The following is a 14,194-nucleotide window of genomic DNA, read 5'->3' as shown; positions in this document are numbered from 1 at the left end:
GTCCCCTCGTTCAGTGGATGAGCATGCCGCCGTTGACGTCGATGACGGCGCCCGTCGTGTAGGCAGAGAGGTCGGAAGCCAGGAACAGATAGATGTTGGCGACGTCCTGCGGCACGCCGAGCCGGCCGAGCGGAATGCCGTCAATAATCTCCTTGCGCTTCTCCTCGGATATCTTGCCGGCGTTGATGTCGGTCTGGATCAGACCGGGCGTCACGCAATTGACGCGGATGCCGTCGGGACCCAGTTCGCGCGCCATCGCCTTGGCAAGACCGAGCACGCCGGCCTTCGCCGCCGAATAATGCGCGCCGCCAAGAATGCCACCGCCGCGCTGAGCCGAAACCGACGACATACAGGCGATCGCACCGGATTTGCGATCGCGCATATGCGGCATGACCGCCTGCGAGAGAAAGAGCACGCCGCGCAGATTGACGTCCTGGATGCGATCCCAGTCCTCGGACGAAATGTCCCAGACCTTGACCGGTTGGGTGATGCCGGCGTTGTTGATCAGGATGTCGATCTGGCCGAAGGCCTTGAGCACGTCGGAGACAGCGCGCTCACAGTCGGCTTTGTTCGTCACGTCGCAGGCCAACCCGATGTGGTCCTTGCCGAGCTCGGCCGCGGCACCTGCCGCACTCTTGGCATCGATGTCGAGGATTGCGACGCGCGCGCCGTTCTTTGCGAATGTTTTTGCAGTTGCGAAGCCGATCCCGCGCAGGCCGGCGGCTCCAGAAATGATCGCAGTTTTGCCTGCCAAAAGCATGTTCCCTCCGTGAGATCTTGTTTCGATTGCCGCTGACTATGTTTGGGAGGGAGAGGCTGGAAAATACATGGAATTTGCATCAATAGGTGAATTGTGTTCACCTATGGCATGTCCAAGCTTCCGCTCAGCGCATTGCGAGTGTTCGAGGCGGCCGCCCGCACCAGATCATTCCGCGCGGCAGCAAGCGAATTGGGCCTGACGCCGAGCGCGGTCAGCCACGCGATCCGTGCCTTCGAGGACCAGATCGGAACGACGCTGTTCGAGCGCGACGGCCGCAAAGTGCGGCTCAACCTGGCGGGCGATGAGCTGTTGCGTCGCGTCTCGAGTGGATTCGACGAGCTGCGACACGGCCTCGAGGTCGCAAGCGCGCGCTCGTCAAACCTGTTGCGAATCCACTGCGCGCCGAGCATGGCGGCGCAATGGCTGATGCCGCGCCTGCGAAGCCTGATTGAAGGCCATCCCGAACTCGAGGTGCGCCTCGCCGCTGGCGTCGACTATCCCCACTTTCGCAACGACGAGTTCGACGTCGATATCTGCTATGGGCCGCCGCGGCAGGAGGGCTTGTCCGTATTGCCTCTTGGCGAAGAGACGATCCGTCCTATGTGCGCACCGTCTCTCGCCGGCGCGATCCGTGAGCCTGCCGACCTCTTGAAACTGGTGCTCATCGAAAGCGAGCAGAAGCGCGTTCGCTGGAACGCCTGGTTCGCCACAAACGGCCTGTCCGCACCGAGCCCCGGCGGATTTCGGTTCGACCGCAGCTTCATGGCTATCGCCGCGGCCACCGACGGGCTCGGGGTCACCCTGGAATCGACGCGGCTAGCCGAACGCGAGCTCGCGACCGGCCAGCTGGTCGCACCGCTCGCCGGGCGCGCTCGCGACGTCACCTATGTCGGCCACTACCTCGTGTGCCCGCCGCAGGCCAAGCACAGGCGATCGGTCCGTACGTTTACCAGGTGGATTGCAAAGGAGTTGAAACTAACTCATGGGGTCCAAACACGTTAGCAGCCCTCCATTGCTCGATCAGCGCGAAACGCGACGATCGAGAAACCAGTCCATGGAACTTTAAGCGACGGCGCAGTGAGCGGCTCGGCGACGGCAGCACCGGTGCGCCCGTGAGAAAGCTTCAACCCGACATCCGAGGATGCGGAAGACTATCGCAGCCCAGTGGGTTCGTAGTTGGCTCCCATCATGTGCAAAGTCCGGGACACGGCGAGGAAGCCGGCAAGCGCCACGCCCGTTCGCTGTTGCCGTTGCTCCAGTATGGGCGCACCAGGCTGCAAATCTGGAATCGGGGACCTAGGTGCGGTTGCTCCTGCAGAGAAGCATGGAGCCGCCGAGCGCAAAAAACTAACCGTACCCTCTGCTGAGACGATCGGTTGACCTGCTGCACAATGTGACCCACAGGCAAAAGGTCGCGTAGCTTCCTTACCGCTCAGCAGGCCAGGAAAGTAAATTTACGAAATAGAATCAACATGGTGGGGGAGGCAGGACTCGAACCTGCGAAGCCATGAGGCGGCTGATTTACAGTCAGCTCCCTTTGCCACTCGGGACACTCCCCCGCTCGACGGCAGCACAATCGGACCGGACCTTGCCGGCGGACCGAAACGGCCATGGAGACGTGAAAACCGCAACTGCCCGAAGGGACACGGGGCGCGGCCGGGCGCGTTTATGGGCGAAGCGATGGGGCAAAGTCAACCGAGCTAAGCAGCTAAAATCGCCTCTTTGGACACCCAAATTGCTAACTTTCGGAACCCGTGAGACAAGCGAGCCCATGAACGATCGCAAGTTTGCTCAAAGACCTCGGCGCGGCGGGGCTAAGCCCTTCAACAAAGGCGCAAAATCCGCGTCCCGGCCCACCTGGCGCGACCGCGATTCGCACTCCGACGGACCGGTCATCCTCTATGGTTGGCACACGGTCACGATGGCGCTGCAAAACCCCGAACGGCGGATCCGCAAGCTCACCCTGACCGAGAATGCGGCGAGACGCCTCGCTGAAGAGAACATTGAAACCCGCATCGCCCCCGAGATCGTCCGTCCCCAGGAGATCGACCGGCTGCTCTCGCCGGATGCCGTGCACCAGGGCCTGCTCGCAGAGGCCGATCCCCTGCCCTCGCCTGACATCGAGGCCCTGGAGCAGGAAGGCATGGTGCTGGTGCTCGATCAGATCACAGATCCCCACAATGTCGGCGCGATCCTGCGCTCCGCCGCGGCCTTCGCGGTGAAGGCGATCGTCACCACCGCGCGCCACAGCCCCGAGGCGACTGGCGTGCTGGCGAAAGCCGCTTCCGGCGCGCTCGAGCTCGTGCCGATCGTGACCGTGCAAAATCTCGCCCGCGCCCTGACCGCGCTCAATGAGCGCGGCTTCCAGACCGTCGGGCTCGACAGCCAAGGCAGCGAGGATCTCTCCGAGGTCGCTCTGCGCGAGCCGCTTGCGCTGGTGCTCGGCGCCGAAGGCAAGGGCCTCAGGCAATTGACGCGCGAGACATGTAGCGTGGTGGCGAGGCTCGACATGCCCGGCGAGATCAAGAGCCTCAACGTCTCCAACGCCGCCGCGCTGTCGTTGTACGTCGGCGCGAGTCGGCTCGGGCTGATGAAGCGCTGAATTCAAGACAAAGCAAAACGCCCGTTCGCATGTTGCGAACGGGCGTGTCGTGATTCAGCTCAACTGATCAGGGATCAGTAATAGCGGCGCAGCACGCGCTGGCCGTGGTAGTGGTACGGCGCGTAACGATAGCCATAGCGCGGGCCGTAGCCATAGTGCACGCGCGGCAGATAGCCGTAGCGCGGACCGTAGCCGTAGCGATACGGACGGTAATACGGCCGGCGGTGATAGTAGGGATAGGCGCGCGCTGCGACGGTTGCGCCATAGCCGTAAGACCGCGGGCCGTAGTTCACGACTGCGTCTTCCTGATAGGTCGGATACGGCGCGAAGGCGCCTGGGCCGGTGTAGGTCGGGCCCTGGTTGACGTAGTAATACTGCGTGGCCGGGTCGGCGAGGCGATCAAAGCCCCAGCCGCCGCAGCCGGTGTTGCAGCCCGAATAGACCGGTGCAACCGGCGCCGCACAGGGGCTCCAGCCGCAGGCCATGGCAGGCGCCGCCCCCATCACCATCACGGCCGCCGCCGCGACCAATCCTGAAATCATCTGACGCATTACTCTCTCCTGTAGATTTTCCGTTTGTTGGATTTTGCTTGGGTGTTGATCTGCCTGGACTTACCTGTGCAGCTCATGATTGCCGGGCACCTGCGCGTGAGGCGACGGGCGAACACGACGATGCGGATCGACGTCGATCTGCGGTGCAAGGATCACCGGCGGCGGATTGGCCGGCACATCCACCTGAGGCGGCAGCGGCGCCGATTGCACGCCCCAGCTCCGGTAGTAGCTCTCTGCTGGTTGCGGCACCTTGCGGTTCGCGGGCGGCTCGACCTCGAGGCGGCCATAGCCGGGCTGCAAGCCCATGCTTGGATAATAATGGCCGACATCGCTCGGCTGCCGTTCGCCGACGTAGCGCCCGCCATAGATGGTGGGCTGCACCTGCACGTTCTTCGCCAGCCCCCATTCGCCTTCAACGACGGTATAGGAGGCATCGATGCCATTGATGATGATGGGCACGCCGGGACGGCCTGGAATCACGATATCGAAACCCTCGCCGGCAAGCGCCGTCGCGGGCAGTCCGACCAAAAGCGCAAGCAGCGCGACAGCGCGCATAAGAAGGTCCCGGGTTAATCGGCCGAGAACCTATCCGATCACCACGGTTAGAGTGTTAAGGCCTGCCGCTGAAATTCCGGTAAGCCTAACGCGTAAGGATGGGCGGGCGGTCAAATGCGCTCGTCGGCGCTATCGAAGCGTTAACGGCAGCCATCCGAGGCGCCCATCGCATGATCCATTGCAGTGCGGTTGCGTAGCAGCAAACAAACATCCTGCGCGGGTTCACGTCGATGTGACCCCACATGCGACAATCCGCGGAACCACGGCCGGACGTCGTACTTACCCAAGGTCTCAACCACATGGAGCAAATGCCATGACGAGCCTCAAACTTCTTGGCGCGGCGGCCCTTCTCGCGTCCGCGCTGGCGACACCCACCTTCGCGCAAACCATGACCGACAACCCGCGCTGCGCGGGTCTCTTCCAAGATCCCGCCTGCCAGGCCATGACGCCTGGCACGGCGACTGACCGGCACTATCGTCACCGCCATGCCGCCTATCGTCAGGCAAATCCGAATGATCAGACCGGCTTCTGGCCGGCCGATGCGGCAGGCGCTGCCGCCGGCGCTGCCGTCGGCACCGCGGCCGCCGTCACTGGCGCGGCCGTTGGCACCGCAGGCGCTATCGCAACAGCACCGTTCGGAGGTTGGAACAATTCCTACGCCTCTTATGACCAAGGTGGTCCCGCCTGGCACGGCGACTGGAACACCTATGCGGCCCGTAACGGCATCGTTTGCAGGCCCGGCACCTGGGTCAAGGGCGATGACGGCCGCCGGCACCTCTGCCAATAACGCCTTTCTTTTCAGCCCGAATGATACAGGCGGCCCTCGGGCCGCCTTTTTTTCGATCGAGCTGCGGCTCCCTTGAGACAGCGTCGGCGGGTTCTGGCTCTTTTCAGACAAGTCTGATATTGCGACCGCACCCAAGCGGACCCGCCGGCGCCATGCCGGTGGCATTTTCCCGGAAAGTGGCCGGCTTAGCTCAGCGGTAGAGCAGCGGTTTTGTAAACCGAAGGTCGGGGGTTCAATCCCCTCAGCCGGCACCATCGGTCTAGCCGACAATGCGGCCTTACCTACAGACCGGTTCCCCCCCCATAGCGGGTGAAGGTCGACGGAAACAATGTTTCGTCGGTGGCTGCCAACTCGCCCTCTAGCCGGGCCTTCTCGGCGCGTGCTCCAACCGACGCTATCTCCTCAGCTTCGAACAGTCCTTTCTCGACCGCTCCTGTGAGGTTGTCGATAGCCTTCTGACATCCTGCGAGCTGGCGGTAAGCATTCACCTCTCGGCAAGCGAATTCCTGCGTGTCAGGAACACACCTCGATGAGTTTGCATTGGGCCTTTGCATTTCGATTTTTTGAGAGGTCCGATCATGCACCTGCTTTTTGGAATGGTCGCTATTGCGACAGTCCCGGCTTGGGTGGGGATACTCGCGAGCCCTGCTGCAGCACAGACCTTCGATGATAGATGGTCCCTCATTCCAAAGGCACACGCAGAGCCAGCTCCTGCCGAGACAAAGCAGGATCAGCGGCAAGTACAAACATCGACTGAACAGGAGGCGACACGAGAGCCGGAGGCTCGCTTACACGCTCGACCTTCCAACCGAGGCTTCTCCGGGAAAGCCTCCTACTATTCGTATTCAAAAGGAAAGACAGCGAGCGGCTCTTCCTTCAATCAGAATCTTCTAACCGCAGCGCATCGCAGCCTTCCGTTCGGCACCAAGGTCCGCGTGACCCATGGCGGAAGTAGCGTCATCGTCACCATTAATGACCGTGGCCCGTTCGTTCGTGGCCGCGTGCTCGATCTCTCGACTGCCGCCGCGCGCATCCTTGGGATCACGGATCGCGGAGTGGCCCAAGTTCGCGCTGAGGTGCTTTAGGGGACACTGCCGACGACCTCCGGCAGCCTGCTAAGAAGGTGCATCGCCGCCTCAATTGGTACGGGGCACGCTTCAGGCCGGCCATAAACTGCCTCATGTTGGATCTTACTAGGCCCCAGTAGAAGCCAATTCTCACCGCATTTCGTCGCAAGGGTACCTAGAACAAGAACCTTTGGGGGATGGCGAATGACAATTAAGAACGTCGTAGTTTCCTTGGAAGTCGAGTATCTACAAGACGCAGCGAAGCGGCGTGGGGTTTCGCGTACCAAGCTCGTTCAAATACTGATGGAGCGCGTTGTGCGAGACGAACTCGTTCCTGTCATCCTTGGCGATGAAGACCTCTCGCTAGCTTCACCACGTCAACAGAGCTACCGCCGGTTTCGGAAGCCGCACTGAAAGGCGCATTCGCAAGCTGTCTCAGCGATACCTGCGCGGCCCATTCAGTGTCTTCGCCGAACCCGCGGTTCATCGTTTCTCGTACCACCTCATCCATCCGACTTGACTGCCCTCGCTGCGCGCTCGCGCAGCAGGTCGGCTTCGAGATCAATGACGATGTGGTGCAACAGACGCGCGGCGAGCGGGTCCGTCACCTCCTGCGCCAAAATCCTGTAGCGGGCGATCTCGCTTTCACGCTCGTCGAAACCTGCATCTGTGTCCATCGCTGCACCCTCCAGCAGACTGACGCAAAGGGCCCGCAGATCGTTTCGCTAAAATTTTCCGATCATTTTTCATGGTTCACAGCTTGTAAATAATGCCGACTGGCGTTCGTCCCGAAGCAGCACAGTCTGGAGACGAGCATAAAGAACGGCCTCAGCATCTGGGGGCCCTGGTGGAGGCTTAATGCTGAGGCCGCACGTCCGCGCCGGTGTTGAAGCGGCACGTCGAGAAGGGTGCTCTGCTTCGCCGGTTCCCGCACTTGCCTATGTGAATCCGGCTGCGCCCGCTGATACGTCGCAGGCCTTACCCAATTTCACTTCCCCACCTCGAACGCCAGCAACACGTTGCCGGCGACGCCGCTCCATTGGCCGTAGCCGGAGTTGCTGTAAAGCATGCCGTCGACGATCACCGGACCCGGGCCGTCGATCGCGCCGCCGGACGCCGCAACGCCGTTGATGGCCTTGTAGTCCCGCGAGGTGTCGAACTCCCAAAGCAGTTTTGCATCCGCGGTCGCATAGGCGCGTAGGTAGCCGCTGACGCCGCCGGAGAACACGACGCCGGGAATGATGCTGATGGCAGCCGACAGCGCGGGGCTGCATTGCGGGCGCTCGCCGCAAGGCACCGGTGCCACCTCCATCGAGACTTTACCGCTCGCAAGATCGAGTGCGAACAGCCCGCCGCCCTGCGTGGAGTCGAGCCGCCGCGTGCCATCGCGCAGGAAACGCACGTCGGAGATCGCGACATAGATGCGGTCCTGGTCCGCGGCCGAGCCCCACTCGGTGCCACCCAGCGGACCACCCTTCCCGATCCGCGTCTGCCAGAGGATCTTGCCCTCGCTATCCGGATCGAGCGCGTGCACGACGCCCGATTTCTGGCCGATGACGAGGACGCGCTTGCCGTCGCGCATCTTCACCAGGATCGGCGACTGGCCGAAATCATGATCCGGACCGTGAGCGTCAGGACAATTGGTCTGGTCTGCGGCGAAGCAGGCCACGACAAAGGCATCCTTCGGCGTCGCCTGCTGCTTCCAAAGCAGCCGTCCGCTTGCGAGCTCGAACGCAAGCACCGCATCGCTGGTTGCGGCCGGCGGGTCCGAATAGGAATTGCTGGTCGCGACATAGATCGCGTTCCGCTCGGTGTCGATCGTCGGCGCCGACCAGATAGCGGCGCCGGACGGACCATAGAGCTGCGTGCCGCGCGCATTCCTCGTCGTCGGCTGCGGCACCTCGGGGATCGTGTAGGCCTTCCAGATCAGCTTGCCGGTCGCCGCCTCCAGCGCGACGAGGCTGCCGCGGAAGGTGCAGCATTCGTAGTTCGGCTGCGATCCGGCTACCTCCTCGATCGAAGAGACCGGCACGTAAAGCACGCCGGAATAAAGCACCGGAGCGCCGGTGATCCGGGCGGCCGGATGCTCTTCGACGTTCACTTTCCAGATCAGTGCGCCGGTCAGCGCATTGACGGCATAGGCGCTGGCGCGGCCATCGCCGAAAAATACCGCGAACTGATCCGTGCCCGGGACCTGCCCGAAGCTGATCGCCGCGCGGACCGCGAGGTCCGGTGCAAATGTCCACACCGTGCAGCCGCGCTTCGCATCCAGCGCCCGCACCTTGCGATCGGCGCCGCCAACGAACAGCAGCCCGCCGGCGACCGTCGGCTGCGCGAAGGCGAGTGTCGCGCCGGGAAATGCATACACCCATTTCAACGTCAGATGCGGCACCTGCTCCGCCGTCAGCCCGGCCATTCCCGCCGGCTGGAAGCGGCTGTTGTTGAGATCGGCGCCCCAGCCATTCCAGCGCGGCCCGTCGATGCTTTGCGGAAAGGCGGTGACGGCTTGCGTGCAGCGGCCGGACGCGTCGGCCGCCGCGGCCCCGCCGCTAACGGCCAGCTTGCCGGTGACAAAGGATGCGATCGCCTTGCGCTCGTCATCGCTGCGCCCCTGCGCCATCGCGGCCATGCTGCCGGTGCTGAGCGCTGCCAGCACATGCTCGAACGACATCGCCTGCATCGCGCTGCGAGGCGGCACCCGGCTCTGTGCGTCGCTGCCGTCGTGGCACTGCGCGCAATGTGTGGCGTAAAGCGCGGCGCCATCCTGCGCGATCGCAGGAGCGCCACAGGAGATCAGCAACAAGGCCACGATCGCGTCCAGCTTCATCGTTCCCCCCGGGCAGGAGCAGCGAGGCGAAATTCCATCACGCAAGAGGAAGTGTAGTGCGAAGGCATCGACGAGCGCAACCGACGTCGTGGCGACATCGGTCAAACGGCCCTTCCAGTGTCTCCTGTCTCACCGGACAGATCGGCGAGCCGCCACAGCCCGAGGCTCTTGTCTCGCCAGCCGCCTCCGCCCTCCTCGCAGCGTTCGTTGATCACCTCCAGCGGCGCAGGCCAGCCGAACGGCGCTCGCTCGAGATTCAATGCGCGCCAGTCGCCATCCTCGCAGTCGAGGTTGTCCTGCCACGCCGGAAAAGTGGTGGCCAGCAGGAAACGCGCACCACTGGCGCGGAAACGTCCCAGGGCGCGGGAGATGTTCTGAAAGCTCAGGTGCACCAAACAATCCCGGCACAGAATGACGTCGGCCTGAGGCAGCTCGTCTCGCGTGATGTCAGCGCTAATGAAACGACCCAGGAGTTCGCCCTGCGCAACCTGCCTGCGGTTGGCTTCGATCAGTGACGGCACGATATCGACTCCGATGTAGTCGACATCGAGCCCGCATCTGCCGATCCAGCCGGCATCCCCGCACGGCGCATCGAGCAGCGAGCGCACGCCGAGCCGTCGCAGCAAAGGCGGCAGCGCTCCCTTGATCGCGGCTGTGGCCGGGTCTTCGGAGCCGAGCCCCGAGACCGAGGTCGGAGCGCCCCACAGATTGGTACGGACGATGCGCTCGAACCGTCCGGCAAGATCGAGACCGGCAAAGTTCTCGCGATCGGCAACGAAGCGCTGATGGGCGAGCACGGGCGGACGATCCGGGATCATCGGGCAAGGCCTCGAGAAAGATGTACGGCAAGTCAAATTTCCGTCGCAGGCGCATTATACAGGCGGCGCTTCCCGATCGGAATCCTTCTTGAAGAGAGCCGAGTGATGATCACGCGACGAACCACCCTTGCAGGTCTGGCCTTGCTCTCGCTGTCGCCTGCGGCACGCGCCGAGCCCGGTAACGACACCTTGACGCGCTATGCCGCGGAAGTTTCCGGAAAACGCCCCGCAGTGATTCTGCTCCACGGCTCGCGCGGCATCGAGCTCAGGCGTCGCGCCTATGAGCGGTACGCCGACGCGCTTTCGGCCAAGGGCATCGATGCCTATTTGCTCCGCTACATGACCGAGCGCGACACCGCGACGCTCATCTCCAAGACCAGCACGAAGGCGAGCCGCGAGACTTTCGAGGCGACGCGGTTCGACGGCTGGTCGGACACGGTCTCCGCCACCGTGACAACCATCCTGGGGCAGCCCGACAGCTCGGGGCGTGTCGGCCTCTTGGGCTTTTCGCTCGGCGGCTTCATCGCCGCCAACACGGCCGCGCGCGACGAGCGCATCGCCGCGCTCGCCGTGCTCTATGGCGGCATGCCCGATGCGATGGCCGGCAAGGTCAAGCACCTGCCGCCGATGATCGAGCTGCACGGCGAGGCCGACCAGAACGTGCCGATCGCGAACGGAAAGAAATTGATCGAGCTCGCGAAATCCGTCGGGGCGGAAGCCGAGTTCGTGCCCTATCCCGGCAAGCCGCACGGCTTTGACTTCTCCGACACCGATCCGATGACCGCGGATGCGATCGACCGCATCAGCCGGTTCTTTCAGGCAAGGCTCGCGGGCTGAATCACGCAAGCCCCTCAAGCCGGCTTCTGCCACTCCATAATGTGGAAATAGGGTACGCGGCGATGCAACGCGTTCCTTTCGGGATCCCCGCCCGTGGGCTGAGGCTCGCTGAACAGGCGCAACTGCAGACCATGATCGAGCAGCAGCGTCATGTAGGTGCTCAGCGGACGGTGCCAGTTCTGGATCCGGATGCCGCGCCAGGCAATCCAGTTCGCCCGCTCGTCCATGTAGTGATCGATCGGGAATCGCAAGGTACCCCCGCCATCGCGGATCCATCCTTCCGGCGGGCCGGCGGTGTTGAAGCTCGTCAAATTCGCGATCAGGAGCATGCCGCCCGGCCGCAGCGCCGCCACCATCTTCGCGATTCCCGTGCCGAGATCCGGTATATCGATCAGGCTGAGATAGCTGACAACCAGGTCGAAGGACGCATCGACATCCATCGTTTCGGCGCGGCCGAGCCGATAGTCGCCATGCGGGTCCAACTCTCTGGCGCGCGCGAGCAGCGCCTCGGTCGGATCGATGCCGGTGGTTGCGATGCCGGCACGCTGCATGATGCGGCAGAAGCGCCCCTCTCCGCAGCCGACATCCAGCGCACGATGGAAGCCGCGTCCCTCGATCCGCGCCCGCATCGGCGCGTCCAGCACGAAGCGGCGGCCGTAGTCCCCGTCGTCCCCCTGCTCCACGATCCATGCGGAAGCAGAAGCTGCCCAGCCGTCGCTGACATCGTCGCTCATGGATGTCCTTGAGGAATGGATGTTGACCGCTGCTTCGCGGGGACGGCCATTAACCACACGTTGGATCGAAGTTCAACATGAGCTAATTTGCGTGCCGCATGCGCCCTGTCACCGCCCGAGAGAGAGCCAAGATCACCGCTGGTGCGGTCGCCGCCGTCGTTGCGACGGGCATGCTGTTCGCGGTCGTGTTGGCTCTTTTGATGACTCCGCCATAAGCTGTGCGGCGCACCCGGCGGCGCAAGGGCCGCCGGGTCATTTGCGCTGCCGGATTTAGCCGGCGCGCACCGTCGAGAGGAATTTGCCGACTTCGAGCTTCAGCCGGTTGCTGTCGGTCGCCAGCATCTTCGCGGTCGAGAGCACCTGCGAGGACGCCGAGCCGGTCTCGGCGGCGCCGCGCTGCACGTCATTGATATTCGAGGACACCTGGTGGGTGCCGTGGGCGGCCTGCTGAACGTTGCGTGCGATCTCCTGCGTCGCGGCGCCCTGCTCTTCGACCGCCGCGGCAATCGTCGAGGACACCTCCGACAGCCGCTCGATGGTCGCCGAGATCTCGCGGATCGCCGTCACCGAATCCTGGGTGGCGGTCTGTATGCCGGAAATCTGCTGACTGATCTCGCCGGTCGCCTTCGCGGTCTGCTCGGCCAACGATTTGACCTCGGAGGCGACGACCGCAAAGCCGCGGCCGGCCTCACCGGCCCGCGCTGCCTCGATGGTGGCGTTCAGCGCAAGCAGATTGGTCTGGCCGGCAATCGTGTTGATCAACTCGACCACGTCGCCGATCCGTGTGGCCGCGGTCGAGAGCTGGCTGACCCGCTCGGTGGTCGAGCGCGCCTGGCCCACCGCATCGATCGCCATCCGCGCGGATTCCTGTACCTGGCGGCTGATCTCGTTGACCGAGGACGACAGCTCCTCGGTCGCGGTGGCGACCGACTGAACGTTGCCGGTGGCTTCGCCGGAGGCCACCGCGACGACCGAGGGTGAGTTGCTGCGCACGCTGCGCCGTGGTCGCGAGCGTCGAGGAGGACGCTTCGAGCTCGGTGGAGGCGGAGCCGACAGTGTCGATGATCTCGCCGACTGCGCGCTCGAATCCGTCGGCAAGATCGACCATATCGCGCCGGCGCTGCGCGGCGGCCTGCCGCTCGGTGTCCTCCTGGGCCTTCTTGAGGCGCTCGACCTCGAGCGCATTGGTCTTGAAAATCTCGACCGTCTTCGCCATCTCGCCGATCTCGTCGCGACGGTCCTTCTCGGGCACCTCGGTTGAAAGATCGTTCCGGGCCAATCCTTCCATCGCAAGCTTGAGCCGGGCAATCGGCTGCGACATCGCCTTGAGGCCGATGAAGAGCGCGATGACGACGCCGAGGAGCAGACCGGCGGCGCTGACACCGATCACGGTCGTAGTGGAAGCGTGGGCCTGAAGGCCGATCTCTTCCTTGCGCTTGATGACGCGCTCGGCGGTCTCGGCTGCGAACTTCGCGATGTCGGCAAGCGCAACGTCCAGCGCCGGATCGCATTCCTTGTGGGCGCGATCGGCGACCCTGGCATTCTCTTCCGGTGTGCTTGCCTTGGCGCCAGCCTCCAGCACCGGATCGCACGCGGCAAACACGCCCTTCAGCTTGTCGCCGATGGCGCGGATTTCGCCGGCACGGCCTGCATCCTCCTTGATCGCGGCTTCGAGAAAGCCGGGAATCGAGCCGCGATTTTCGCTAGCGATTTTCAGCCGCCTGGCGTTCCCCTCCTCGGAAGTCTCGGTCATCACGGCATAAAGGGCAGCGTGATAGGTCTCCATTCGGCGCTGCGCGCGGGTGAGGCTTAGCGCCGCCGACTGTGCGTCCGACAGCTCCGCGAAATTGTCCACCGTCGAGGAAAGCTGGACGGCGCTGAATGCCGCAACGCCCAGGAGCGCACAGCCCAGCACCGTAACGATCAGACCGACTTTCAAGACAATTTTCAGATTATTCAAAAAGCGCATCACAATTCATCCGATTTGGAGCATCCACAGCGTTCCCGGCGCGGAACCCAATGGAACCGACGGACGTTAAGATTTGATACAAAATGCCGCGCGTAAAATTACGGGAAGATGGCTTTTGGTGCGGGCTTTGTAAGCTTCGTGTAATTTTTCTATGTCTGTGGCGACATCGGCTGGATCGCACGCGACATGAAAGCGGTACGTCCAAAGCCCTTCCAGTCGGTGTGCTCGACAAGGTCCCAGCCGAGCCGCTGATAAAACCCCGCGGCGCTGGTCGTGTAGAGGAAGATCCGTGCAAAGCCGCGCAGGCAGGCCTGCGCCTCGATCGCGCGCACCAGAGCGGCGCCTGCCCCATGCCGCCGATGCTCGGGCGCCACGAACAATCCTGCAAGCCACGGCGAGACCTGGTGATTGGGCTCGATTTCGGAAGGCACCAGCAGGCAGGTGCCGACCGGCACCGTCCCGCGCTTGGCGATCAAGGCTACCTGCCGCGTCTGGTCCGCCGCGAACCGATTGAGCGTGCGTCGCTCCTGCTCGACGGTCGCCTCGAGCACCGCAAACGTCTCCGCGCGCCAGCGCGCGCAGATATCGATATCAGGCGTGTCGGGGTTGACGATGGAGGTCTCTATCTCGGCCGTTTCTATCTCGGTCATGGCGCCAAATAAGAACCGAGGCCGCACGAACGCGCAA

12 protein-coding genes, 2 tRNA genes and 2 pseudogenes are annotated in these 14,194 nt (G+C 63.5%); 6 read left to right on the top strand and 10 right to left on the bottom strand.

The window, feature by feature from the left end; genetic code table 11:
* Positions 1 to 10: 10 nt before the first annotated feature.
* Entirely contained in the window at positions 11 to 760 is a 750-nt protein-coding gene (locus SO139_RS17885) for an SDR family NAD(P)-dependent oxidoreductase (RefSeq protein ID WP_449381223.1), read from the bottom strand.
* A gap of 108 nt (positions 761 to 868) precedes the next feature.
* Between SO139_RS17885 and SO139_RS17880 the strand changes: the two genes are divergently transcribed.
* Entirely contained in the window at positions 869 to 1,762 is an 894-nt protein-coding gene (locus tag SO139_RS17880) for a LysR substrate-binding domain-containing protein (protein ID WP_449381222.1), read from the top strand.
* 471 nt (positions 1,763 to 2,233) lie between these two features.
* Here the strand turns inward: SO139_RS17880 and SO139_RS17875 are convergent.
* A tRNA-Tyr gene (locus SO139_RS17875) sits at positions 2,234 to 2,319 on the bottom strand.
* 212 nt (positions 2,320 to 2,531) lie between these two features.
* Here SO139_RS17875 and rlmB point away from each other — a divergent pair.
* Positions 2,532 to 3,362 carry a 23S rRNA (guanosine(2251)-2'-O)-methyltransferase RlmB gene (gene rlmB, locus SO139_RS17870; protein ID WP_449381221.1) on the top strand — a complete coding sequence of 277 codons (831 nt, stop codon included), beginning with the start codon at positions 2,532 to 2,534 and terminating at the stop codon, positions 3,360 to 3,362.
* Between the two features lie 74 nt (positions 3,363 to 3,436).
* On the opposite strand, the gene SO139_RS17865 is transcribed toward rlmB, so the two are convergent.
* The gene (locus tag SO139_RS17865; RefSeq protein WP_449381220.1) at positions 3,437 to 3,913 is read right to left on the bottom strand and encodes a hypothetical protein; all 477 of its coding nucleotides are present in this window, start codon (positions 3,911 to 3,913) and stop codon (positions 3,437 to 3,439) included.
* A 60-nt stretch (positions 3,914 to 3,973) separates the two neighbouring features.
* Positions 3,974 to 4,468 (bottom strand): hypothetical protein, encoded by a 495-nt coding sequence (locus SO139_RS17860; RefSeq protein ID WP_449381219.1) that lies wholly within the window; start codon positions 4,466 to 4,468, stop codon positions 3,974 to 3,976.
* A gap of 313 nt (positions 4,469 to 4,781) precedes the next feature.
* On the opposite strand from SO139_RS17860, the gene SO139_RS17855 reads away from it, so the two are divergent.
* The 3 genes and pseudogenes from SO139_RS17855 to SO139_RS17845 form a co-directional block, all read left to right on the top strand.
* Positions 4,782 to 5,255: a hypothetical protein gene (locus SO139_RS17855; protein WP_449381218.1), complete on the top strand. Its 474-nt coding sequence runs from the start codon at positions 4,782 to 4,784 to the stop codon at positions 5,253 to 5,255.
* Between the two features lie 179 nt (positions 5,256 to 5,434).
* Positions 5,435 to 5,509, top strand: a tRNA-Thr gene (locus tag SO139_RS17850).
* 555 nt (positions 5,510 to 6,064) lie between these two features.
* A pseudogene (locus SO139_RS17845) lies at positions 6,065 to 6,340 on the top strand (septal ring lytic transglycosylase RlpA family protein); the annotation flags it as partial.
* A 485-nt stretch (positions 6,341 to 6,825) separates the two neighbouring features.
* Here the strand turns inward: SO139_RS17845 and SO139_RS17840 are convergent.
* From SO139_RS17840 to SO139_RS17830, 3 genes are all read right to left on the bottom strand, one after another.
* Positions 6,826 to 6,999 carry a hypothetical protein gene (locus SO139_RS17840; protein ID WP_449381217.1) on the bottom strand — a complete coding sequence of 58 codons (174 nt, stop codon included), beginning with the start codon at positions 6,997 to 6,999 and terminating at the stop codon, positions 6,826 to 6,828.
* A 311-nt stretch (positions 7,000 to 7,310) separates the two neighbouring features.
* Positions 7,311 to 9,149 carry an outer membrane protein assembly factor BamB family protein gene (locus SO139_RS17835; protein WP_449381216.1) on the bottom strand — a complete coding sequence of 613 codons (1,839 nt, stop codon included), beginning with the start codon at positions 9,147 to 9,149 and terminating at the stop codon, positions 7,311 to 7,313.
* 101 nt (positions 9,150 to 9,250) lie between these two features.
* A complete protein-coding gene (locus SO139_RS17830; protein ID WP_449381215.1) occupies positions 9,251 to 9,967 on the bottom strand; it encodes a class I SAM-dependent methyltransferase in 717 nt (238 codons plus the stop codon).
* A 105-nt stretch (positions 9,968 to 10,072) separates the two neighbouring features.
* Here SO139_RS17830 and SO139_RS17825 point away from each other — a divergent pair, with 105 nt between their 5' ends.
* A complete protein-coding gene (locus SO139_RS17825; RefSeq protein ID WP_449381214.1) occupies positions 10,073 to 10,804 on the top strand; it encodes a dienelactone hydrolase family protein in 732 nt (243 codons plus the stop codon).
* Between the two features lie 14 nt (positions 10,805 to 10,818).
* Here SO139_RS17825 and SO139_RS17820 read toward each other — a convergent pair whose 3' ends face one another.
* The 3 genes and pseudogenes from SO139_RS17820 to SO139_RS17810 form a co-directional block, all read right to left on the bottom strand.
* Positions 10,819 to 11,538, bottom strand: a complete 720-nt coding sequence (locus tag SO139_RS17820; protein WP_449381213.1) for a class I SAM-dependent methyltransferase — start codon at positions 11,536 to 11,538, stop codon at positions 10,819 to 10,821.
* A 270-nt stretch (positions 11,539 to 11,808) separates the two neighbouring features.
* Positions 11,809 to 13,507 (bottom strand): annotated as a pseudogene (locus SO139_RS17815) (methyl-accepting chemotaxis protein).
* A gap of 149 nt (positions 13,508 to 13,656) precedes the next feature.
* Entirely contained in the window at positions 13,657 to 14,157 is a 501-nt protein-coding gene (locus SO139_RS17810) for a GNAT family N-acetyltransferase (RefSeq protein WP_449381212.1), read from the bottom strand.
* Between the last annotated feature and the right edge of the window lie 37 nt (positions 14,158 to 14,194).

It is taken from the genome of Bradyrhizobium sp. UFLA05-89, assembly GCF_059803475.1.
The sequence above is the reverse complement of the archived record's forward strand: the minus strand, read 5'-3'. Positions and strand labels throughout refer to the sequence as shown.

Coding starts and splice junctions, on each gene's coding strand:
- SO139_RS17830 (WP_449381215.1), bottom strand. CDS start 9,967: ATGATCCCGGATCGTCCGCCCGTGCTCGCCCATCAGCGCTTCGTTGCC.
- SO139_RS17835 (WP_449381216.1), bottom strand. CDS start 9,149: ATGAAGCTGGACGCGATCGTGGCCTTGTTGCTGATCTCCTGTGGCGCT.
- SO139_RS17855 (WP_449381218.1), top strand. CDS start 4,782: ATGACGAGCCTCAAACTTCTTGGCGCGGCGGCCCTTCTCGCGTCCGCG.
- SO139_RS17825 (WP_449381214.1), top strand. CDS start 10,073: ATGATCACGCGACGAACCACCCTTGCAGGTCTGGCCTTGCTCTCGCTG.
- SO139_RS17840 (WP_449381217.1), bottom strand. CDS start 6,999: ATGGACACAGATGCAGGTTTCGACGAGCGTGAAAGCGAGATCGCCCGC.
- SO139_RS17880 (WP_449381222.1), top strand. CDS start 869: ATGTCCAAGCTTCCGCTCAGCGCATTGCGAGTGTTCGAGGCGGCCGCC.
- SO139_RS17860 (WP_449381219.1), bottom strand. CDS start 4,468: ATGCGCGCTGTCGCGCTGCTTGCGCTTTTGGTCGGACTGCCCGCGACG.
- SO139_RS17865 (WP_449381220.1), bottom strand. CDS start 3,913: ATGCGTCAGATGATTTCAGGATTGGTCGCGGCGGCGGCCGTGATGGTG.
- SO139_RS17810 (WP_449381212.1), bottom strand. CDS start 14,157: ATGACCGAGATAGAAACGGCCGAGATAGAGACCTCCATCGTCAACCCC.
- SO139_RS17820 (WP_449381213.1), bottom strand. CDS start 11,538: ATGAGCGACGATGTCAGCGACGGCTGGGCAGCTTCTGCTTCCGCATGG.
- rlmB (WP_449381221.1), top strand. CDS start 2,532: ATGAACGATCGCAAGTTTGCTCAAAGACCTCGGCGCGGCGGGGCTAAG.
- SO139_RS17885 (WP_449381223.1), bottom strand. CDS start 760: ATGCTTTTGGCAGGCAAAACTGCGATCATTTCTGGAGCCGCCGGCCTG.